The sequence below is a fragment of the Stenotrophomonas sp. YJH_SMC_43 genome, assembly GCF_059372535.1.
Genome location: NZ_JCAFVQ010000009.1, coordinates 1 through 21,938 on the forward strand (window position 1 = coordinate 1; position 21,938 = coordinate 21,938).

Below are 21,938 nucleotides of genomic sequence, written 5' to 3' on the forward strand. Positions count from 1 at the left end.
GTTGCGGGGGCGTGAGCCGCATGGATGCGGCGACCGAGCTTACATGGGTGAGGGCGCTTTGCTTGCGAAGCACTGCTTCGCAAGCGCCCGAACGCACAGCCGCCAGCGGCTGGGCCGGGCCCCGGAGGGGGACTTGCAGCGTCCCCCGTAACCGGACCCACCCCGCCATCCCACAGGAAGCCAGCTTTTGCTTCGGCGGTTGCTGTTGCTCCGACTTGCCGCAGGTGCAGGGCCGCAGGCCCTGCCGAACCCCCTACCGCCCCATGACCCTGGCGATCGCTTCCACCAGCAGCTCACCGGTCACCGGCTTGCGCAGGAAACCGCCGATGCCGGCCGCTTCCACCTGCTGCTGCAGGTCCGGATCGGTCCGCGCGGTCACGGCAAGCAGCGGCAGCATGTAGCCCTGGTTGCGCAGGTGCTGGGCCAGCTCGAAGCCACTCAGGCCCGGCAGGTCAAGATCCAGCAGGCCGACGTCGAAATCACCGGCGCTGATCTCGCGCAGTGCCGCCAGCGCATGCCCCGCATGCACGACCTCGTGCCCGCGCGCACTCAGCAACCCGCGCACCACGTCGGCCACGGTCGCATCGTCCTCCACCAGCAGTACCCGCAATGGCGGCATGTTCGCCGCGTCCTCGCGGTGCGTTTCACCATCTGCTTCGGCATTGGCATCGACCACCATCGGCAACGGCAACGTCACGCCGAAGCAGGTGCCGCGACCGAGTTGGCTCTCCACCTGGATGCGCCCTTGCATCGCATGCGCCAGTTCGCGGCAGATCGCCAGGCCCAGGCCACTGCCGCCGTACTGGGCGGCGGTACGTGCACCATCGGCCTGCTCGAAGCGGCGGAACAGGCGTTGCTGCTGCTCCTGGCTGATGCCGGGGCCGGTGTCGCGCACCTCGAAATGCAGCGATCGCAGCTCGGCGTCGCCGCGCGCGTGCAGGGTGATGGTGCCGCGGCTGGTGAACTTGACCGCATTCGAGAGCAGATTCAGCAGAATCTGACGGACCCGCATTGCATCGCCGGTGGCCTGCAGGCCGGGGGGCAGCTGGTTGTCGAGGGTGAAACGCAGGCCCTTCTGCGCCGCCAACGGCCCCATCAGCGCGGCCAGGTCCTGCAGCAGGCTGCTCAGTGCGAACGGCTTGTGCTGCAATTCCAGACGACCCGATTCGATCCGCGCAAGGTCCAGCGCATCGTTGACCAGGTGCAGCAGGTGCTCGCCGGCATGGCGGATCGATTGCGTATAGCCGCGCTGCTGCGGATCCAGAGGCGAGGACAGCAGCAGCTCGCTCATGCCCAGCACACCGGTCATCGGCGTGCGGATCTCATGGCCAAGGTTGGCCAGGAAGCGGGTCTTGGCGGCCGATGCCTGTTCGGCCAGCTCCTGCTTGTGCAGCGCCAGCTGATAGGCGTGGCGGCGCTGCAGGCGACGACGGTATAGCCAAGCGAACCAGCTGGTCAGCAGCAGCGCGAACGAGGCCAGCACCAGCAGGCCGGACAAGCTGCGCCACCACGGTGGCTGCACGCGGAATTCCAGGCTCTGCACCCGTGACCAGACATGGTCGGCCGACCGCGCCTGCACTTCCAGCCGATAGCTGCCCGGTGCCAGCCGCGAGAACAGGCGCTCACCGGCCGGTCCCACTTCCACCCAGTCCGGGTCGTAGCCGGCCAACCGGTAACGATAGGTATTGGACGCCGAATCGGCGAATGACAGCAGGCGCGCGACGATGCGCAGATCGCGGTCGCCATCGGCGATCTGCAACGGCGTGTCGTGGGTGAGGTCCAGCACCTGCTCGTTGCGGCGCACCTCCACCCGCTCGATCACCAGCGGCGCACGCCGCATCGAGGGCCGCACCTGCTCCGGGTCGAACACCACCACACCGGCCGGCGTACCCGCCACCAGATGGCCGTCTCCCGACATCACCAGCGTGTGCTCACGGAATTCCTGGCTCGGCAGGCCGTCGTGCACGCCATACAGGCGCACGCTCTGGCCATCGGCACCGATGCGCACCAGGCCACGCGCACTGGTTGCCCACGCTACCCCCTGGGCATCGACCACCAGTCCCGAGGCGGAGATCGCCGGGTAGCCCTGCTCGGCACCAATCACGGCCTGCCGCTCCAGCCGGCCCTGGCTCCAGCGGTAGCGCGACAGGCGGCCATCCTCGGACAGCCAGACCTGGCCATCGCTTCCCACGTGCAGAGCATGGATCGCGGTCGCCGGTGCACCCGGCACCGGCTGGAAACGCTCGCTTTCCGGCAGCCACTGCAGCAGGCCACGGCTGCTGGCCAGCCAGATATGGTCCTGAGGCCCGCATTCCACGTCGAGATTGAGCTGGCCCTGCTGCAATCCGCGCTGGCCATTGTCCAGCTGGCGCCGCAGGCGCCCATCCAGATCGCGCTGCTGAAGACCCGCCGACAGCATCAGCCAGAGACTGTCACCATCACAGGTCATCATCGATTCGATGACCCCTTCCATGGTCGCGTCGGCGCCGGCATCCCGGCCCCAGCGGCGCAGATCACGCCGCTTCGGGTCATAGCGCAGCAGTGCGTCGTTGGAACCGATCCAGACCTGGCCGCGGCGATCCTCGCGCACCGAGGTCAGCCAGTGCATGCCGTTGACCCAGGTGCGATGCTGTTCGATGCTGCCGGTCTTCGGATCGAAGCGGTCCAGCGCGCCGTGGCTGCCGACCGTCCAGATGCCGCCGTTGCTGGACGGGCTGGTACCCAGCACGAAAGCGTTGCGCAGCGAGCGGGGGTCGTCCTCCAGCCGCGACAGCACCGAGAACTGCCACCAACGCGGCAGCAGGTGCCAGAGGCCGGCGTTGGTGCTGGCCAGCCAGATACCACCCTCGCGATCCTCGTAGGCGCCGGTCCAGTTCGGGCGCACCGGACCACGCGCCACGGCGCTGTACAGGGGCACGGCCTGGTACTGGCCATCGACCGCCCGGCCAAGGCCGGTGCGGGTGTCCAGCCAGTGCCCGCCCTGCTCGTCGCGCAGCATCATGCCCAGCACCTGTTCGCCTTCGGGCAGCTTCCAGGACGGCGCCTCGAAACGACCGTCGGGGCGACGCACGACGGCACCGGCCATCGTGCTGATCCAGAGGCTGCCATCGGGCTCGGCCGTCAGGCCATTGATCAACTGGCTGGGAACGATGCCGGCACCGACCCGTTCAAAGTCCGTGCCGGTCCAGCGCGCGACGCCATGCTTGGTGCCGATCCACAGGCTGCCATCGGCCAGGGTTGCCAGGTACGGCACCGATGCGGCCGGCAGGCTGCGTGGGTTGTTCGCTTCGGGCAGGAAGCGCTGCAGCCGGTCCTGGTTGTCCAGGCGGTACAGACCACCTTCGTGGGTGCCGAACCAGACCGAACCATCCGGCGTGGTGGCCAGGCTCCAGACCGTGTTGGTGCCCATCAACGGCTGGCTGCTGCGGTCGTAGAAATGCAGCTGGCGGCGATCGGCCGACATCCGTACAAGACCGGCGTTCTCGGTGCCGATCCAGAGCTGGTTGCGGGCATCGACCAGCACCGTCCAGATGCGGTTGTCGCGCAGGCCGTCTTCCGAACGCCAGATCCGGTAGTTGCGCCCGTCGTAGCGGGCCAGGCCGTCGTTGGTGGCGATCCACAGGTAACCGTAACGGTCCTCGGCCATGCGGTTCACGGTATTGGACGGCAAGCCGTCGAACACCGTCACCTGGCGCGGGCTCGGTGGCACCGGCTGCGCCGCAGCGGGCGACAGGCAGCACAGGAGGACCAGCAGCAGCATCGCCGCCCGCAGATACACCACCGATTGCCTCCTCACGCTGCTTCTGATGATTCCCGCACTACGGGCGTCGGCATGGTAAACCGAAAGTCGCGCCGTTCACGCCCGGCACTGCCGCATTCAAAGGGTGGTCTGCCGTTTTGCGCGCGCCTGGGCAATGGCAGTCACCAGCATGTCACCGGTCACCGGCTTGCGCAGGAAGCCATCGAACCCGGCCGCCAGGACCTGGGTCTCAGCGTAGGCATCGGAGCGTGCGGTGACCGCCACCAGGGGTAGTTCATAGCCCATGGTGCGCAGCTGGCGGGCGATGGCGGTGCCGTCCAGCGCCGGCAGATCGAGATCCAGCAGGCCCACGTCAAAGCCATCGGTGGCGATCTCCGAAAGCGCGCCCAGGCCATGCAGCACGTGCACCACATCGTGCCCACGGCCACGCAGCAGGCCGGCGATGACCTCCGCCACGGTCGCGTCATCCTCCACCAGCAGGATGCGCAGTGGCGGCAGCATCGGCAGCACCGGCGATTCGCCCGGCGCATTGGTGGCCTGCCGGATCCAGGGCAGTGGCAGCCACACCCGGAAACGCGCGCCCTTGCCCGGCTGGCTGTCCACTTCGATGCGTCCGTTCATGGCCACGGCCAGCTCCTGGCAGATCGCCAGGCCCAGCCCGCTGCCGCCATAGCGCGACGCGGTGCGCGGGCCGTCCGCCTGTTCAAAGCGATGGAACAGGCGGTCCTGCTGCTCGGCGTTGATGCCCGGGCCGGTGTCATGCACTTCGAAGCAGAGGCCGCCACCATTCTCCTCCAGTCGCACGGCCAGGCCGACGTGCCCACGCTCGGTGAACTTGATTGCGTTGCCCAGAAGATTCAGCAGGATCTGCCGCACGCGCATCTCGTCGCCGCTGACGCTGACCGGCCCCGGCGGATCGCTCCCACGCTGGAACTCCAGGTTGCGCTGCTTCGCCATCGGCTGCATCAACGCCTGCACCTGGTCGAGCAGGCCGGCCAGATCGAACGGGCGCAGGTCCAGCTCCAGCCGGCCGGCCTCGATGCGGGCCAGATCCAGCGCGTCGTTGACCAGCCGCAGCAGGTGGCTGCCAGCCTGCTGGATCGAGCCTGCATAGCTGCGCTGCACCGCATCCAGCGGGGTGGCCAGCAGCAGTTCGCTCATGCCGAGCACACCGGTCATCGGCGTGCGTACCTCATGGCCCAGCGTGGCCAGGAACCGGCTCTTGGCCTGTGAGGCCTGCTCTGCCAGCTGCTGCTTGTGCACGGTCAACTGCCATTGCTGGCGGCGGCGCAGGCGCGCACGGATCGACCACACCAGGATAAGCAGCAGCAGCGAGCCGATCAGGAGGTAGCCGAAGATCGCCATGCCGCTGCGCCACCAGGGTGGCAGCACCTTCACCTGCAACTGCTGCGAAGGCGTCCACGCGCCACTGGCCGTGGCTGCCTGGACTTCAATGACGTAGCTGCCGGTCGGCAGCCGCGACAACGTGCGCTGGCCGTCACCGCCCTGCTCCACCCAGTTCTGGTCGTAACCCTGCACCCGGAAGCGGTAACGATTGCCCTGCGGATTGGCATAGGAAAGCAGTCGTGCATCGATCTGCAGATCACGATCATCCGGCCCCAGCAACAGCGTGCCGGTGGTCGGCAGTGGTTGCCAGCCACGGGCATCATCGCGCCGCACGCGGACCTCGGCGATCACCAGCGACGACGGCGGTAACACGGCGTCGGCAGCATTCACATCGAACACCACCAGGCCGGTCTGGGCCACCGCAAGCACGCGACCATCGGCATTCACCGCTGGCGGCCGGCTGGTGAACTCGGCATCGGGCAGGCCATCGCGTTCGTTGAACTGCTGCAGGCGGCGCGCCTTCGGGTCCCACCGCAGCAGGCCACGTGGCGTGGTCGCCCACAGGCGGCCATCTTCGGCCAACGCCAGTCCCCCCATGCTCACCGACGGCACGCCCGCACTGCCATCGATGCGCTGGATCAGGCGCAGGCTCATGCCATCCCACTGGTAGCGCTCGAGCGCGCCCTGGCGGGCCAGCCACAGCTGCTGTGGATCCACCCACACCAGATCGTAGATCAGCCCACGCGAAACGCCCGGCACCGCTTCGAAACGCCCGGCCTGTTCACGCCAGATCCCCATGTCGCCCATCACCCAGGCCTTGCCCTGGGCATCAAAGCGGATCTGCTCAACCGGTGAATCGGCCGTCTTGCGGAGATCCTCCAGCGGGAAACTACGCAGCACGCGGCCATCGGCGCTGCGCTGCTGCAGGCCCAGGTTCATCACCGACAGCCAGACCGTGCCATCGGGGGCCTGCCGCATCAGATCGATGCGCTGGCGCAGGTCGGCCCCTCCATCGATATGCCAATCGTGCAGCGCGCGGGTGGCCGGGTCGTACACGCTGATGCGGCCGGCACGCCCCAGCCACAGGCGCCCGTCCGGCCGCGGCAGCACCGACCACACCGCCCCGCGGCCGATCTCGCGATCGCTGGCCAACAACTTCAGCACTCCCTGCGCGTCCAGCTGGTACACGCCATGCGCTGAGCCGACGTAGTAATTCCGGCCATCACTGGCTGCACTCAACAGGTACTGGCTGTCCAGCGGCTTGCCGTCAAGCTGGTTCCAGATCGAAAACCGGCGCCAGTCCGGCGGCAGGTAGGCCAGGCCCTGGGTCAGCAGCGCCACCCACAATCCGCCCTCATGGTCCTGCATCAGATCAAGCACACCGCTCTGGGCAGTGAGGAAACCACTGCCACGGTCGCCGTCCAGCCGCCGCAGCATGCTGGCATCTCCGCGCAACAGGCCATCGGAGGTGCCCGCCCAGTAACCCCCCTGGCGATCGGCCAGCACCAGTGCCGAACGCAGGCGTGCACTGTCGGTCCAGCGCGGACGACTGACCCGGTCCTGCGCGTCGATACGGTAGAGGCCGTCGTTCTGGCTGCCGGCCCAGATCGAGCCATCGGGGTCGCGGCTCAGGCGCAACACACTCAGCGCCCCCAGTTCGCGCGGCGCGACAGCCTCGAATCCAGTGCCGTTCCAGCGCGCAATGCCCGCCTCGGTGCCGATCCACAGGCGCCCCTGCGCATCGACCAGGCTGCTGTAGATGGTATTGCTGGGCAACCCGCCAGGACGGGCCGGATCATGCTCGAAGAAGCGCAGGCTGCCGTCTTCACCGAAACGGCAGACGCCATGGCCACTGGTGCCGATCCACAGTGCATCCTCGGCGTAGGCCAACGTCCAGAACTGGCTCATGCAGGGGCCGTTGACCGCATCGAAGGTCTTGAAGTGCTCGCGGTCAGCATCCAGCCGGGCCACGCCCTTGCCATTGATGCCGACCCAGACGCGATCCAGGGGATCGACCAGCAGGGTCTCGATCTCGTTGCCGGGCAGCGATCCCGGCTGCTCCGGATCATGTTCCCAGACCCGCAGGCTGCCGCCGTCATAGCGCACCAGGCCACCATCGGTGGCAGCCCAGATATGGCCCTGGCGGTCCTCGGCCAACGCCAGCACCATGCGCGAGGGCATGCCTTCGGCGGCACCGAAACGGCGCAGGCGCGGTGTTTCCGCCATGTCCAGGGCCGTGGCCGCCGTGGCGAACGCCATCAGCAGCAGCCCCATTCCCGCGATGCCTCGGCACCACCGGCGCCAACCGCTCGTCATCCTGAACCCCCTGTCCTGTCCCGATTGTCACACAGGGCCGGCTTCATGGCTGCAACAGCCTGTTTCCACCGGTGGACCCACCACGAACTGTTGCAGCCATGCACGCAACGTTGGCAGGGGGCTGTGCGTATGATCGCAACGTCCCCCTTTCCGGAGCCCGCCATCGATGCGTCCCTGCCTGGCCCTGCTGCCGATGCTGCTCGCCACCGCCCCCGCCTGGGCGGATGCAGATACCTATCGCCTCGATCCGGTGCATACGCGTGTGCTGTTCACCATCGACCACGCGGGTTACTCGCAGGCGATGGGCACGGTCTCCGGCAGTGAGGGCCGCCTGCAGTTCGATCCCGACAACTGGCGCGAGGCCACACTGGATGTCGAGGTCCCCGTGTCGCGACTGGACCTGGGTGATGCCAAGTGGAACCAGGCCACGCTGGCCCGCAGTCTTCTGGATGGCGAGCGTTTCCCGAAGGCACATTTCGTCTCCAGCCGGGTCGAACCGATCGATGCCAGGCGCGCCCACGTGATCGGCACCCTGACCCTGCGCGGGGTCAGCCAGGAGATCACGCTGGACGTGACCCTCAACGCCATCAAGCGCTATCCCCTGCCCCCGTTCCGACGCACCGCCGGTTTTTCCGCCAGCACCACGCTGAGCCGGCGCGCGTTCGGCATCACCGCCTGGCCGGGCGTCATCGGTGATGCAGTACAGCTGAGGATCGAGGCTGAAGCCACCCTCGACCGCAGCGACGCCCCGGGAACTCCCGCTCCCGTTCCACACTCCGACCCCAAGACGGCCCCCTAGAGGACCCTTCATGACCGCCAAGAACACCCCCGCCGCCTGGGGGAGTGTCAGCCAGATCCTGCATTGGTTGATCGCATTGCTGATCCTCGCCCTCGGCGTGGTCGGCCTGACCATGGGCGAACTGCCCAAGACCCCCAAGTATTTCTGGGTCTATACCGCGCACAAGTCGATCGGCATCACCGTGCTGGCGCTCGTACTCTTCCGCCTCGGCTGGCGCCTGTATGCCGGTGCCCCCAAGCCGGTGCCGGGCGTGCCCAGCTGGCAGGAACGCATCGCCAGTGCCACCCATGTGCTGCTGTATGTGCTGATGTTTGCCATCCCGCTATCGGGCTGGCTGTACGACTCGGCCAGCGGCCTGCGCCCGTTCCGCTGGTTCGGCCTGGTTGACGTGCCCAAGCTGAGTGGCCCGGACCCGCAGGTCGTTGCGGTATCCCATGCCATCCACGAATACGGCTTCTGGCTGTTGATCGCGGTGGTGCTGGCCCATGCCGGCGCTGCCTTCTACCACCACCTGTTCCAGCGCGATGCGACCTTGTCCCGCATGTTGCCGCGTGGCTGGCTCACCTCCCCTCAGAAGGACTGACCGATGAACCTGAAACTGACCACTCCGGCCGCCGTGGCCGCCGCCCTGGCCGGCATGCTGGCCACCGCCCCGGTGCTCGCCGCCGACTACGCGCAGGCCCCCGGTGCCGGTTCGATCCTGGTGTTCGCGACCAAGTACGACGGCGAAGTGTTCACCGGCAGCTTCCCGGGCTTTGCCACCAAGCTCAGCTTCGACCCGGCCAACCCGGCCGCCGGTTCGCTGGACGTGGTGATCCCGCTGGCCGGCGCCAAGAGCGGCAACAGCGACCGCGACTCGACCCTGCAGACCGCCGACTTCTTCAACGTCGGCAAGTTCGCCACCGCGCGCTACACCGCCAAGGGCTTCCGAGCGGTGGGCAACGACCAGTTCGCCGCCGACGGCACCCTGGAACTGCGCGGGGTCAGCAAGCCAGTCACGCTGACCTTCACCTGGAAGCCGGGCACCCAGCCGGTGCTGACCGGCAAGGCCACCGTCAAGCGCCTGGACTTCGGCGTCGGCAGCGGTGACTGGGCCGACACCAAGACCATCCCGGACGAAACCGCGATCAGCACGATCGTGAAGTTCGACGCGAAATGAGCGATGGGCCGGGGCACGGCTCCGGCCGCATCCTGTAGAGCCGAGCCATGCTCGGCTGCCGTCCAGGTCGCGCTGCGCGCGTCAGCCGAGCATGGCTCGGCTCTACAGTGAGCTTTCAGCCAGCCAGGCCTGAACCGTGGCCGCGTCGAACGGCCAGTCCAGCTCACGGTCACCGCGCTCGTCGCGCAGCACCGGCACCCGCGCGCCATAGCGCGATTCCAGCGCCGGCTGGTCATCCAGGAACACCGATTCGAACTCCGGCACCCTGGCCTTGGCCAGCTCGGCCAGGGCCATGTCGCACAGGTGGCAGTCGTCACGCTGGAACAGAGTCAACACCGGATGGGACCCCTTGGCGGAAATGCTGCGCCGCAGCCATGGAAGTGCGGCATGAACCGCTAGAATAGCTGTCTCTTCCGGTACCCGCAGTACGGCAACCATGGCTGTCAGCACGTTCGACGTTTTCAAGATCGGCATTGGCCCGAGCTCCTCGCACACCGTCGGGCCAATGAAGGCCGCCGAGCGATTCATCCACCGCTGGCTGCTCGATCCGGGCCACCTGCACGAAGTCGCGCGCATCCGCGCCGATGTCTACGGCTCGCTGGCGCTGACCGGCCGCGGCCACGGCACCGACAAGGCGATCCTGCTGGGCCTGGAAGGGCAGCGGCCAAACCTGATCGACCCGGACATCATTCCGGCCACCCTGGAGCGCATCCGCAGCAGCAAGCGCATCCAGCTGATGAGCCAGCACGAGATCGCCTTCGACGAAAAGCGCGATCTCGGCATGAACAAGCGCCAGAAGCTGCCGTACCACACCAACGGCATGCGTTTCACCGCGTACAACGCCGAGGACGAAGTGATCGCCACCCGCGATTACTACTCCGTCGGCGGTGGCTTCGTGGTCAACCAGGACGACGCGGCCGATGACCGCATCGTGCCCGACGAGACCCCGCTGCCCTACCCGTTCAAGAGCGGCGACGAGCTGCTGGCGCAGACCGCGCGCAGCGGCCTGAGCATTGCCCAGCTGATGTTCGAGAACGAGAAGTGCTGGCGCAGCGAGGACGAGATCCGCGCGCAGCTGCGCGAGATCTGGAGTGCGATGCAGTCGTGCGTGACGCGCGGCATCCGTGAGGAAGGCGTGCTGCCGGGTGGCCTGAAGGTGGGCCGTCGTGCACCGGCGCTGTACCGCGAGCTGTCGTCGAAGCCGGAAGCGGCGATGCGCGATCCGCTGACCACGCTGGACTGGGTCAACCTGTACGCACTGGCGGTGAACGAGGAAAACGCGGCTGGAGGCCGCGTGGTGACCGCGCCGACCAACGGTGCCGCGGGTGTGCTGCCGGCGGTATTGCACTACTTCGACCGCTTCTGCCCCGGCGCCAACGAGCAGCGCGTGTTCGACTTCCTGCTGACCTCGGCGGCGATCGGCATCCTCTACAAGGAAAACGCCTCGATTTCCGGCGCCGAAGTGGGTTGCCAGGGCGAAGTGGGCGTGGCCTGCTCGATGGCGGCCGGTGGCCTGGTCGCGGCGCTGGGTGGCAACCCCAGCCAGATCGAGAATGCCGCGGAAATCGGCATGGAACACAACCTCGGCCTGACCTGTGACCCGATCGGCGGCCTGGTGCAGATCCCCTGCATCGAACGCAACGCGATGGGCGCGGTGAAGGCAATCAATGCCTCGCGCATGGCGATGCGTGGCGACGGCAAGCACAAGGTGTCGCTGGACAAGGTGATCAAGACCATGCGCGATACCGGCCGCGACATGCAGGACAAGTACAAGGAAACCAGCCGCGGTGGGCTGGCGGTGAACGTCATCGAGTGCTGAGTCGTAACGCCGGACGGCACCGTCACCGCGTTCCGGTTAGGCTCGGGGCTCCCTTGCCCCCGGACTGCCCCATGCGCGTGATCGCTGCCGCCCTGCTTGCCTGCCTGCCGCTGCCTGCCCTGGCTGCGCCGACCTATGGGCCACGCCTGGAAGGCTTCGACTACGGCTATCCGGTGAAGACCTTCGCACTGGAATCGCAGCGGCAGCCGCTGGAAATGGCCTACCTGGACATCGCGCCGAAGAAGGCGCCCATCGGTGTGGTGGTGCTGCTGCACGGCAAGAACTTCTGCGCCGCCACCTGGAAGGAATCGATCAAGCCACTGGTTGCCGCCGGCTACCGGGTGATCGCCCCGGACCAGGTCGGCTTCTGCAAATCCAGCAAGCCCGAACGTTACCAGTATTCGTTCGCGCAGCTGGCCGCCAACACCCATGCCCTGCTGCATCAGCTGCAACTGGGTGATGTACCGGTGCACCTGGTCGGTCATTCGATGGGCGGCATGCTGGCGGTGCGCTACGCGCTGATGTTCCCGCAGGACCTGCGCAGCCTGTCGCTGGTCAACCCGATCGGTCTGGAAGACTGGAAGGCGTTGGGCGTGCCGTGGCGCAGCGTGGACGCGTGGTACGCCGGCGAATTGAACATCAGCTATGACAGCATCCGCCGCTACCAGCTGGAGGTGTACTACGACGGCAAATGGAAACCGGCGTATGAACCGTGGGCGCGGATGCAGTCGGGCATGTACGAAGGCCCGGGCAAGCAGGCCGTTGCATGGAGCCAGGCGCTGGCCTCGGACATGGTGTTCAACCAGCCGGTGGTCTACGAACTGAAGAACCTGCAGGTGCCGACCACGTTGTTCATCGGCCAGAAGGACCGCACCGCGATCGGCCGTGACCTGGCACCACCTGCAGTAAAGGCGACGCTGGGCAATTACCCGGTGCTCGGCAAGGCCGCGGCCTCAGCGATTTCCGGCTCGAACCTGGTCGAGTTCGCCGAACTGGGGCATTCGCCGCAGGTACAGGACCCGAAGCAGTTCAACAGCGCACTGTTGAAGGCGTTGAAGTCTCGCTGACCGGCAGGCGTGCCCCTGTAGAGCCGTGCGTGGGCTCGGCTCTACAGAAGCGGTGCGATCAACCCACGATCCGCAACACATCATCCAGCAGCGCGGCGGCGGTGACTTCCGCGCCAGCGCCCGGGCCCTGGATCAACAACGGCTGGCGCTGATAACGGTCACTGTGGATGGCTACGCGGTTGTCGGTGCCCGCGCCCTGCGCCAACGGGTGATCGGCCGGCAGCTCGCGCAGGCCCACCTGCGCACCCGCGCCATCGACACGGCCAACGAAACGCAGCACGTGGCCGTTGTCGCGCGCCTGCTGCCAACGCACCTGCAACGGCGCATCCAGCTGCTCCAGTGCCGCCAGTGCATCCTCCAGCGGCAACGCTGCCAGCGTTTCAGGCACCAGTGAATCCACCTGCACCTGCGAAGCATCCAGCGCCAGCCCGCTGCTGCGGGCCAGGATCAGCAGCTTGCGCCGCACGTCTTCGCCGGACAGGTCCAGGCGCGGATCGGGCTCGGTATAGCCGGCCGCCAACGCGTCGCGCACCGCCGCCGAGAACGGCGACTGGCCGTCGTAACGATGGAACAGCCACGCCAGCGAACCGGACAGCACACCCTCGATGGCATGGATGTGATCGCCACCGGCCACCAGCGCGCGCAGGCTGCTCAGCAGCGGCAGGCCCGCGCCGACGGTGGCGCTGTCGCCATAGCGCGCACCACTGTCGGCGCAGCTTTCGGCAATCGCCTGCGCGCGTGCGAGCTGCGCACCACGGCCCAGCTTGTTGGCGGTCACCACGTGCACGCCGCGTGCCAGCCACTGCACGTGGCGTGCGGCCACGTCTTCGCTGGCGGTGGCATCGACCACCACGTCGCCACGTTCCAGTCCTTCGGCGCTGGCCCACGGCGGCGAACTCTGGCCATCGCGCGGTGCACGCCGTGCCAGCTCCAGCGGCAACACCAGGTCACGATCGATCTCCAGCGCAGTGCGTGAATTGGCCAGCCACTGCACGCTGGGCAGTTCCAGCCCACGCGCCCGCAATGCCTGGTAACGCTGCACGAAGGCCGAGCCGACCGTGCCAGTGCCCAGCAGCGCCAGGCGTCCCACGCCCAGCGCAGGAATGTCCGCGGCGAGCGCGCTCATGCATCCACCACCTGTTTGCGACGCGCGGCCGCATCAATCACCGCTTCGGCGCGCTGCAGCGCGGCGCCCAGATCTGCCAGCAGGTCACGCTCGGCCTCGATGCCGACCGACAGGCGCAGCAGCCCTTCGCTGATGCCCGCGGCGGCGCGCGCTTCGGCGGTCATCGCCGCATGGGTCATGGTGGCCGGATGCGCGATCAGGCTTTCGACGCCGCCCAGCGATTCGGCCAGGGTGAAACAGCGCAGGCCATCGACGAAGGCACGCACTGCGGCATGCGGATCATCGCCTTCGCAGTCGGCCAGTTCGAACGACAACATCGCGCCAAAGCCGCTTTGCTGGCGTGCGGCGATGGCATGCCCGGGGTGATCGGCCAGGCCCGGGTAGTAGACCCTACCGACTGCCGGATGCTGGTCCAGCAGGGCAACGATCGACGCGGTGTTCTCCTGGTGCACGCGCAGGCGCGCATCCAGCGTGCGCAGGCCGCGCAGGGTCAGGAAGGCATCGAACGGCGAACCGGTCAGGCCCAGCGCGTTGCCCCACCACACCAGCTGCTCGTGCAGTGCCTGATCGCGCGCGACCACCGCACCACCCACCACATCGCTGTGGCCATTGATGTACTTGGTGGTGGAATGCAGCACCAGATCGGCGCCGAAGGCCAGCGGTTGCTGCAGCGCCGGCGACAGGAAGGTGTTGTCGACCACCACGAGTGCACCGGCCTTGTGCGCGGCATCGATGACGAAGCGCAGGTCGGTGATGCGCAGCAGCGGGTTGGACGGGGTTTCCACCAGCACCAGCTTCGGCTGGGTGGCCAGCGCCTGTGCCAGTGCACGCGGATCGGTCAGGTCGGCGGTGACCAGTTCGAAGTGGCCCTTCTTCGCCAGCGCATTGAACAGGCGCCAGCTGCCACCGTACGCATCGTGCGGCACCACCAGGGTATCTCCCGGCTGCAGCAGTGCATTCAGCACCAGGTTGATCGCCCCCATGCCGGTGGCGGTGATCACGCCGCCGGCACCGCCTTCCAGTTCGGCCAGCGCCTCACCCAGCAGGTCGCGGGTGGGGTTGCCACTGCGCGTGTAGTCGTACTGGCGCTTGTTGCCGAAGCCTTCAAAGCTGAAGTTCGACGACAGCACGATCGGCGGGGTGACCGCGCCATGGGCGGTATCGCGATCGATGCCGGCACGGACGGCGGCGGTGGTGCGACTACAGGACGGCTCGTTGGCGTGCAGGCTCATGCGGACTCTCCAGAGGTGCGGAAGGCAGTGGCGAGGATCGCGTCGATGCGATCGGTTTCTTTGAGGAAGGCGTCGTGGCCGTAGGGCGAGCGCAGCACGCGCAGGCTGCCGCGCGGGCCCAGACCTTCGACCAGGCCGACGAGGTCGGCCAGCGGCACCAGGCGGTCGCCCTCCACGGCCACCACCACGGTCGGCGGCAGGATCGCGGCGGGGTCGACGCGGTGCAGGTCGATCGATTCGGACAGGCGCAGGTAGGCGGTCACCGGTGTGCGCGCGACGTACTGCGCGCCGGCGGCGTCGAGATAGTCTTCGGCGGCCACGCGCACGCGGCCGTTGATCACTTCCGGCGCGGCATCGAAGCGCTCGCCGAATTCTTCCGGGGTGCGGTAGCTGAGCATGGCGAACTGCCGGGCCAGCGCCAGGCCATGATCTTCGCCGCACTGCAGCTGGCCCAGCGCGACGGCGCGGCGCTGCAACGCGCGCCAGGCGGCGGCATACGGGTGCGGGCGATGCGCACCGCTGGCCAGCACCAGCTGGCGCACGCGGGCACGATGACGGATCGCGAACTGCTGGCCGACCAGCGCGCCATACGAATAGCCGACGAAGGCCTTCAGCGTGCGGATACCGAGATGGTCCAGCAGCAGGGCCAGCGCATCGGCCTGGTCGGCGGTATCGATTGGCACGTCCAACGCACCGTCGGCGCCGATGAAGTCGAACGCCAGCACGCGCAGCTGCTGCGGATCCAGCGTGCGACCACTGCCGACCAACTCTTCGGCCCAGCCCTTCTCGCTGAACTGTGCGTTGGAGGCCACATGGCGATGCGCGGAGATGCCGCCGGCCAGTACCACCACCGGCGCGTTGGCCGGGCCGACCCACTCGTAGCGCAGGCGCACCGGGCTGGGGCCGGCATGACGCATCGACAGCACCGCGGCGAACTCACCGCGCTCGGCATGCACACGGTCTTCGACCGGCACGCTGACGGGGACAAAGGGTTCGGGGCGAACGGCGGTACTGGCGGCGAAGCTCATGGCGGGATCCGGTTGGGGAATCGGCCATCGAGCCTTCGCGGGGCCCGCGTTCGAGATGCACGTGTGGTGCATGGTTCGAACCATCTTTCGGTGGACGCCACGGTCCCCGCAGGATTTGGCACCTACGCGGACACTTGCGCGCCTGCGGGCTGCCCCGGCTTCAAAGGGCCTGTCCCTCTGCCGGTCTCGATGGTGAGGCCACGATGCCAGCCCTTCCGCGCACTGTCAATCCCTTCATGCGGATAAAGCGATGAATATTTTCGTCCCGGGTATGCGAGGGGCGTCGCGGTTGTCCCGTTCAGGATCCGGTACAGTCCCGGCGGTCCCTGCCGCTGGAACCCCCCGATGCCACGCCTGCCCCTGACCTGGCTGCTGCTGCCCCTGCTGGCGAGTGCGACGGCCAGCGCCGGCGACTGGCGCCAGGGCTGGGGACTGGTGCCTCCTCCCGCTTCTGCCGCCCGCGCAGGCGATGCCGAGGCTGCCGCACCGATGGCCCAGCTGCGCCTGCAACCGGTCGGCACGCAATGGCAGGCCCGCATCGACAACACCCTGGCCGGACCGCTGCAGATCGAGCTGCGCGCTGCACCCGGACACCCGGTCGAAGGGCTGCCGGTGCAATCGCTGATCCAGGGCGACAGCAGCCTGGTGGTCGGCCACCTGCCTGCCCCGCTCGACGGCCGCACGCTGGACCTGCGCCTGCAGTCGGTACCGGGCAATCCGGCCGCACAGGCCGAGGATGTGGCCTATCGCCTGCCGTTCGATGCGGCCCGTCCACGCGTGGACCAGGCGCCGCAGGGCCGGTTCAGCCACGACGACGAGGAAAACCGCGATGCGGTCGACTTCGCGCTGCCTGAAGGCACGTTGGTGCTGGCCGCACGCGAGGGCACGGTGATGCAGATCCAGGATGGCTTCCGTGGCAACGGCCAGGACCGCGAACGCGATGGTGGCCGCGCCAACTTCATCCGCGTGCTGCACAGCGACGGCAGCATGGCCCTGTACGGCCACCTGCAGGCCGGCGGCATGCGCGTGCGTCGCGGCCAGGCGGTGGGGGCCGGGCAGCCGATCGGCCTGTCCGGCAACAGTGGCTACAGCAGCGCCCCACACCTGCACTTCGTGGTACAGGTCAACCGCGGCATGGGCCTGCGCTCGGTGCCGGCACGCATCTTCGCCGAGCAGGGCCAGCTGCAGTTCGCCCGCCACGGCGAGGCCGACGGCGGGATCGGGCGCTGACCGGCCCCGGCCGGTATAATCGGGCGCTTATCTCTTTGAAAAGCGCCCCGGGCGGGCGCCACTGCCATGTCCGAAGTCGCCAACGAAGCGTCGCGTCGCCGCACGTTCGCCATCATTTCCCACCCTGACGCCGGCAAGACCACGCTGACCGAAAAGCTGCTGCTGTTCGGAGGCGCGATCCAGATGGCCGGTTCGGTGAAGGGCCGCAAGGCTGCCCGCCATGCCACCTCCGACTGGATGGCGCTGGAAAAGGAGCGCGGCATCTCCGTCACCTCCTCGGTGATGCAGTTCCCGTATGAAGGCAAGATCGTCAACCTGCTCGACACCCCCGGCCACGCCGACTTCGGCGAGGACACCTACCGCGTGCTGACCGCGGTGGACTCGGCGCTGATGGTGATCGACGTGGCCAAGGGCGTGGAAGAACGCACCATCAAGCTGATGGAAGTGTGCCGCCTGCGCGATACGCCGATCATGACCTTCATCAACAAGCTCGACCGCGAGGGCAAGGACCCGATCGAGCTGCTGGATGAAGTGGAAACCGTGCTGGGCATCCAGTGCGCCCCGGTCACCTGGCCGATCGGCATGGGCCAGCGCCTGAAGGGCGTGGTGCATCTGCTCACCGGCGAAGTGCACCTGTACGAACCGGGCCGCAACTTCACCCGCCAGGACTCGACCATCTTCCCGTCCATCGATGCCCCCGGCCTGGCCGAGAAGATCGGTGCACAGATGCTGGCCGACCTGCGCGACGAACTGGAACTGGTGCAGGGCGCCAGCCACCCGTTCGACCTGGACGCTTATCGCGCCGGCAAGCAGACCCCGGTGTTCTTCGGCTCGGGCGTGAACAACTTCGGCGTGCAGCCGCTGCTGGACTTCTTCGTCGAGCATGCGCCGTCGCCGCAGGCACGCTCCACCACCGGCCGCGAGATTGCCCCGGAAGAGAACAAGCTGACCGGCTTCGTGTTCAAGATCCAGGCCAACATGGACCCGCAGCACCGTGACCGCGTGGCGTTCATGCGCGTCTGCTCGGGCCGTTTCAGCGCCGGCATGAAGACCTTCCACGTGCGCACCGGCAAGGAAATGAAGCTGGCCAACGCCCTGACCTTCATGGCCAGCGATCGTGAAATCGCCGCCGAAGCGTGGCCGGGCGATGTGATCGGCATCCACAACCACGGCACCATTTCCATCGGCGATACCTTCACCGAAGGCGAAGCGGTCACCTTCACCGGTATTCCGAACTTCGCCCCGGAGCTGTTCCGTCGCGCACGCCTGCGTGATCCGCTCAAGCTCAAGCAGCTGCAGAAGGGCCTGGCCCAGCTGTCCGAGGAAGGTGCGACCCAGTTCTTCCGCCCGCTGACCAGCAACGACCTGATCCTGGGTGCGGTCGGTGTGCTGCAGTTCGACGTGGCTGCGTACCGCCTGAAGGACGAGTACGGCGTGGAAGCCACCTTCGAGCCGGTCAGCGTGACCACTGCGCGTTGGGTCCACTGCAGCAACGAAAAGAAGCTGGAAGAGTTCCGCGAGAAGAACGCACTGAACCTGGCACTGGATGCGGCCGGCCATCTGGTCTATCTGGCACCGACCCGGGTCAACCTGCAGCTGGCACAGGAACGTTCGCCGGATGTGCGCTTCTCGGCCACCCGCGAAGCGGCGCATACCGTTTCGGTGGGCTGATGCCACGGGGTCGGATCCCTTTCCGCAGGAAAGGGCTCTGACTCCTGCAGTGCCGGGCGTTCATCCACGCATGGCGTGGATCTACCGAGCACGGGCTCGTCAGCGCAACGCAGGGATTCACCCACCATACGGTGACGGGCGTGCACACGGCGGCCATCGCGGCGATGATAGGGGGACGCGGGTCCCCCTCCCCGTGAACGATGCCCATGCCCATGTCGACGACGTCCATTGCTTCGATCCGTGAAGAAATCGCCAGCGCCCTGACCCATGGCCTGGGCGCGGTATTCGCCCTGGCAGCCAGCGCGGTGTTGATTACCCTGGCCGCGATCTACGGCGACGGCTGGCAGCTGGCCAGCGCGATCGTGTTCGGTATCGCGCTGTTGCTGCTGTACACCGCCTCCACGCTGTATCACGCCATCCAGCATCCGGTCGCCAAGGGCCGGTTGAAGGTGTTCGACCACTGCGCGATCTATGTACTGATCGCGGGTACCTATACCCCGTTCACCCTGATCGGCCTGCGCGGCCCGTGGGGCTGGGGCCTGTTCACCGCGATCTGGGCACTGGCGCTGGGTGGTGTGGTGTTCAAGCTGTTCTACACCGGCCGCTTCAAGGTGCTTTCAACGGTGATCTACATCGCCATGGGCTGGCTGGTGGTCGTGGCGATCAAGCCGATGTGGGCCTCGATCGACGGCGGCACCCTCACCTGGCTGTTCGCCGGCGGCCTGTCATACACGCTGGGCACCTATTTCTATCACCGCGAATCGATCCCCTATTCGCACGCGATCTGGCACCTGTTCGTGATCGGCGGCAGCGTCTGCCACTTCGTCGCGGTCACCATGCAGGTGCTGTAACGGCGCGGGTTGTGCACACCGCGCACATGGACGCTTCGCGCCCCGTCCACGATGAAGGGGCAACCATGGCAGCGTGAATGCTGCCGCCTCCCCTGCCGCACCGCGCACGCCCCGCTGGCGCCTCCGCAGACCTGGCCCGCGCGGCCGGCGCTCGCTCACGGTTCTGGTCTTCCTGCTGGCAGTGATCCTGGTGGTGATCGCGCTGTGGGACTGGAACTGGTTCAAGGGTCCGGTCGAGCGCGCGGTGCAGGCACGCACCGGTCGTGCACTGCACATCGGCCACTTGGATGTCGAACTCGGCCGCACCAGCACCATCCGTGCCGATGCCATCACCTTCGCCAATGCCGGCTGGGCGAAGCAGCCGAACATGGCCACCGCCGACCGCGTCGAGATCGACGTGCGGGTGTGGCCCCTGCTGCGCGGCAGCGTGCAGCTGCCGGAAGTGCGCCTGACCCGACCGGACGTGCTGCTGGAAACCGCCCCGCGCAAGGGCGAGCCGGGCAACTGGGATTTCCTGGGTGACAGCAGAGGCGGGACAAGCCCGCAACTCAAGCGCCTGCGCATCGACGACGGCCGGCTGCAGTTCCTCGACGCACTGGGCCGCACCGACATCCGCGTGGGCGTGCGCAGCGGCCAACCGAAACAGGCCGATGCCTCGCCGCCGCTGCTGGTGCAGGGCAAGGGCCACTGGCAGGGCAATCCGTTCACCCTGCAGGGCGGTACCGAATCACCGCTGGAACTGACCGACAGCGACCACCCGTTCCGCATCCACCTCGACGGCCGCGCCGGTGCCACCCACGCAGTGGCCCGCGGCACGCTCACCAACCCCTTCCAGCTGCGCGTGTTCGACCTGCAGTTCGCGCTCAGTGGCCAGGATCTGGCCGATCTCTACCCGCTGCTCGGCATCGCCATCCCGCCCTCACCGCCCTATGCGCTGGACGGCCGCCTGAAGCGCGACCACAACGTCTGGCGTTACGACGGCTTCACCGGCAAGGTCGGCGACAGCGACCTGGGTGGCAACCTGCAGTTCGAGGTGGGACGCGACCGTCCACGACTGACCGCGACGCTGGAATCCAAGCGCCTGGACTTCGATGACCTGGCCGGCTTCGTCGGTGCCCCGCCAAGAACCGGCGGCGGCGAAACCGCCAACGCAGAACAGAAGGCCGAGGCCGCACGCGTTGCTGCCCGTGCACGCGTGCTGCCCGACACGCCCTACAACCTCGGCAAGCTGCGCGCGATGGATGCCGACGTGCGCTGGAAGGCCCACCGCATCAACGCCCCTTCGTTGCCGCTGGACGACATGGATGCGCACCTGCTGCTGGATGACGGCGTGCTACGGCTGGACCCGCTGAACTTCGGCGTGGCCGGCGGCGATATCCGCAGCACGATCCGCATGGATGCACGTCAGCCGCAGATCCGCACCGCGCTGAAGGCCAGCGTGCGCGGCGTGCAGCTGGGCCAGCTGCTCCCGGACGCGAAGCTGGCCGAGCAGGCCAAGGGCGGCATCGGCGGCGAAGTGGACCTGAGCGGCCGTGGCAACTCGATCGCCGCGATGCTGGGCAGCAGCGATGGCAAGGTCGGCCTGGCGATGGGCCGCGGCCATGTCGGTAACCTGGTAATGGAACTGGCGGGGCTGGACATTACCGAATCGCTGAAATTCCTGGTGACCGGCGACAAGCAGATCCCCCTGCGCTGCGCCTTCGCCGACTTCGGCGTGCGCGACGGCCTGATGACCAGCCAGGCACTGGCGGTGGATACCACCGACACGATCCTCATCGGCGAAGGCACCGTCAGCCTGCGCGACGAGACCCTGGACCTGCTGCTGAAACCGCGCCCGAAGGACAAGAGCATCCTGGTTCTGCGCTCTCCGCTGCATATCAGCGGCACGTTCAAGGATCCGTCGTTCCGCCCGGACTTCAAGGCGCTGGGTATTCGTGGCGCCGTGGCCCTGGCGCTGGGCAGCATCGCGCCGCCGGCGGCGTTGCTGGCGACGATCGAACTGGGGCCGGGGAAGGATGCCGACTGCGGGGGGCAGTATGCGAAGTAGGTTTACAGCGTTGTTCGCGGCGCCTCTTTTCCCGCGCGTAGAGCCGGAGCAAGGCGACAGGCAGGACACGCCGTAAATACGTCCCTGTAGGCTCGGTCGGCGCATCCATGCGCCTCACGATCCTGCCTGCCGCCTTGCTCCGGCTCCGGACAGTTTCCTGCGCGCGCGGAACGAGAGCGGAAATTCAAAGTCAAAAGAAAAAAGCAGAGTCAAAAGCCGTTGCCAACCAAGGCTGGCAGCTACCCAAGGCGAGGCACCGCGCATGTAAACACCGCGCTCGCAGAAATGTGTCCAGAGGCGGAGGGTGCGGCTGGGCAGGACCGTTGGCGCCATGGATGGCGCCATCGAGCCTTATCTGATGGAAATCTGGCAGCGTAGGTGTCGAGAGCCGGCGTGGGCCGCCGTACGAGCCTGGATCTCGACGATCGCCATGTAGCTTGGCGCCCACGCCGGAATCTCCCTTGATCCGCCCGAACAGTTGCTGGA

General features: G+C 67.5%; 15 protein-coding genes and 1 riboswitch. Of the genes, 9 read left to right on the plus strand and 6 right to left on the minus strand.

The genetic code is table 11. The annotated features are described in order from the left end of the window. Nucleotides 1-253: 253 nt before the first annotated feature. On the minus strand, nucleotides 254-3,781 hold the full coding sequence (locus AC5QAH_RS20950) for a hybrid sensor histidine kinase/response regulator (RefSeq protein WP_010482758.1): 3,528 nt from the start codon (nucleotides 3,779-3,781) through the stop codon (nucleotides 254-256). Between the two features lie 96 nt (nucleotides 3,782-3,877). Continuing rightward, nucleotides 3,878-7,423 carry an ATP-binding protein gene (locus AC5QAH_RS20955; protein ID WP_049455392.1) on the minus strand — a complete coding sequence of 1,182 codons (3,546 nt, stop codon included), beginning with the start codon at nucleotides 7,421-7,423 and terminating at the stop codon, nucleotides 3,878-3,880. Between the two features lie 166 nt (nucleotides 7,424-7,589). Between AC5QAH_RS20955 and AC5QAH_RS20960 the strand changes: the two genes are divergently transcribed. From AC5QAH_RS20960 to AC5QAH_RS20970, 3 genes are read left to right on the plus strand one after another with little or no spacing between them, the layout of a single operon-like run. Further along, nucleotides 7,590-8,222: a YceI family protein gene (locus AC5QAH_RS20960; protein ID WP_010482756.1), complete on the plus strand. Its 633-nt coding sequence runs from the start codon at nucleotides 7,590-7,592 to the stop codon at nucleotides 8,220-8,222. Between the two features lie 10 nt (nucleotides 8,223-8,232). Continuing rightward, nucleotides 8,233-8,805 (plus strand): cytochrome b, encoded by a 573-nt coding sequence (locus tag AC5QAH_RS20965; RefSeq protein ID WP_010482755.1) that lies wholly within the window; start codon nucleotides 8,233-8,235, stop codon nucleotides 8,803-8,805. Between the two features lie 3 nt (nucleotides 8,806-8,808). Then, the gene (locus tag AC5QAH_RS20970; RefSeq protein WP_019336389.1) at nucleotides 8,809-9,381 is read left to right on the plus strand and encodes a YceI family protein; all 573 of its coding nucleotides are present in this window, start codon (nucleotides 8,809-8,811) and stop codon (nucleotides 9,379-9,381) included. 102 nt (nucleotides 9,382-9,483) lie between these two features. Here AC5QAH_RS20970 and AC5QAH_RS20975 read toward each other — a convergent pair whose 3' ends face one another. After that, on the minus strand, nucleotides 9,484-9,717 hold the full coding sequence (locus AC5QAH_RS20975) for a glutaredoxin family protein (RefSeq protein ID WP_049455393.1): 234 nt from the start codon (nucleotides 9,715-9,717) through the stop codon (nucleotides 9,484-9,486). Nucleotides 9,718-9,817: 100 nt separating this feature from the next. On the opposite strand from AC5QAH_RS20975, the gene AC5QAH_RS20980 reads away from it, so the two are divergent. Both AC5QAH_RS20980 and AC5QAH_RS20985 read left to right on the plus strand, forming a co-directional pair. Beyond that, nucleotides 9,818-11,200 carry an L-serine ammonia-lyase gene (locus tag AC5QAH_RS20980; RefSeq protein ID WP_495232549.1) on the plus strand — a complete coding sequence of 461 codons (1,383 nt, stop codon included), beginning with the start codon at nucleotides 9,818-9,820 and terminating at the stop codon, nucleotides 11,198-11,200. Nucleotides 11,201-11,271: 71 nt separating this feature from the next. Continuing rightward, nucleotides 11,272-12,267: an alpha/beta fold hydrolase gene (locus tag AC5QAH_RS20985; RefSeq protein WP_049455394.1), complete on the plus strand. Its 996-nt coding sequence runs from the start codon at nucleotides 11,272-11,274 to the stop codon at nucleotides 12,265-12,267. A 58-nt stretch (nucleotides 12,268-12,325) separates the two neighbouring features. On the opposite strand, the gene AC5QAH_RS20990 is transcribed toward AC5QAH_RS20985, so the two are convergent. The 3 genes from AC5QAH_RS20990 to metX are packed head-to-tail and all read right to left on the minus strand — an operon-like array spanning nucleotide 12,326 to nucleotide 15,653. Next, complete coding sequence (locus AC5QAH_RS20990; protein ID WP_043399127.1) at nucleotides 12,326-13,393, minus strand: homoserine dehydrogenase family protein; 1,068 nt, start codon at nucleotides 13,391-13,393, stop codon at nucleotides 12,326-12,328. Beyond that, nucleotides 13,390-14,625: an O-succinylhomoserine (thiol)-lyase gene (locus AC5QAH_RS20995; protein ID WP_010482748.1), complete on the minus strand. Its 1,236-nt coding sequence runs from the start codon at nucleotides 14,623-14,625 to the stop codon at nucleotides 13,390-13,392. Before AC5QAH_RS20995 ends, AC5QAH_RS20990 begins: the two co-directional genes overlap by 4 nt. Continuing rightward, nucleotides 14,622-15,653: a homoserine O-succinyltransferase MetX gene (gene metX, locus AC5QAH_RS21000; protein ID WP_043399136.1), complete on the minus strand. Its 1,032-nt coding sequence runs from the start codon at nucleotides 15,651-15,653 to the stop codon at nucleotides 14,622-14,624. The genes AC5QAH_RS20995 and metX overlap by 4 nt, the downstream gene beginning before the upstream one ends. Nucleotides 15,654-15,730: 77 nt before the next feature. Further along, nucleotides 15,731-15,849: riboswitch (SAM riboswitch) on the minus strand. A gap of 149 nt (nucleotides 15,850-15,998) precedes the next feature. Between metX and AC5QAH_RS21005 the strand changes: the two genes are divergently transcribed. From AC5QAH_RS21005 to AC5QAH_RS21020, 4 genes are all read left to right on the plus strand, one after another. Further along, entirely contained in the window at nucleotides 15,999-16,883 is an 885-nt protein-coding gene (locus AC5QAH_RS21005; RefSeq protein WP_043399143.1) for a M23 family metallopeptidase, read from the plus strand. 66 nt (nucleotides 16,884-16,949) lie between these two features. Beyond that, complete coding sequence (locus AC5QAH_RS21010; RefSeq protein WP_014038155.1) at nucleotides 16,950-18,554, plus strand: peptide chain release factor 3; 1,605 nt, start codon at nucleotides 16,950-16,952, stop codon at nucleotides 18,552-18,554. 212 nt (nucleotides 18,555-18,766) lie between these two features. Next, nucleotides 18,767-19,405 (plus strand): PAQR family membrane homeostasis protein TrhA, encoded by a 639-nt coding sequence (trhA, locus tag AC5QAH_RS21015; RefSeq protein ID WP_005410682.1) that lies wholly within the window; start codon nucleotides 18,767-18,769, stop codon nucleotides 19,403-19,405. 73 nt (nucleotides 19,406-19,478) lie between these two features. Further along, a complete protein-coding gene (locus tag AC5QAH_RS21020) occupies nucleotides 19,479-21,452 on the plus strand; it encodes an AsmA family protein (protein WP_329764213.1) in 1,974 nt (657 codons plus the stop codon). Nucleotides 21,453-21,938 lie beyond the last annotated feature (486 nt).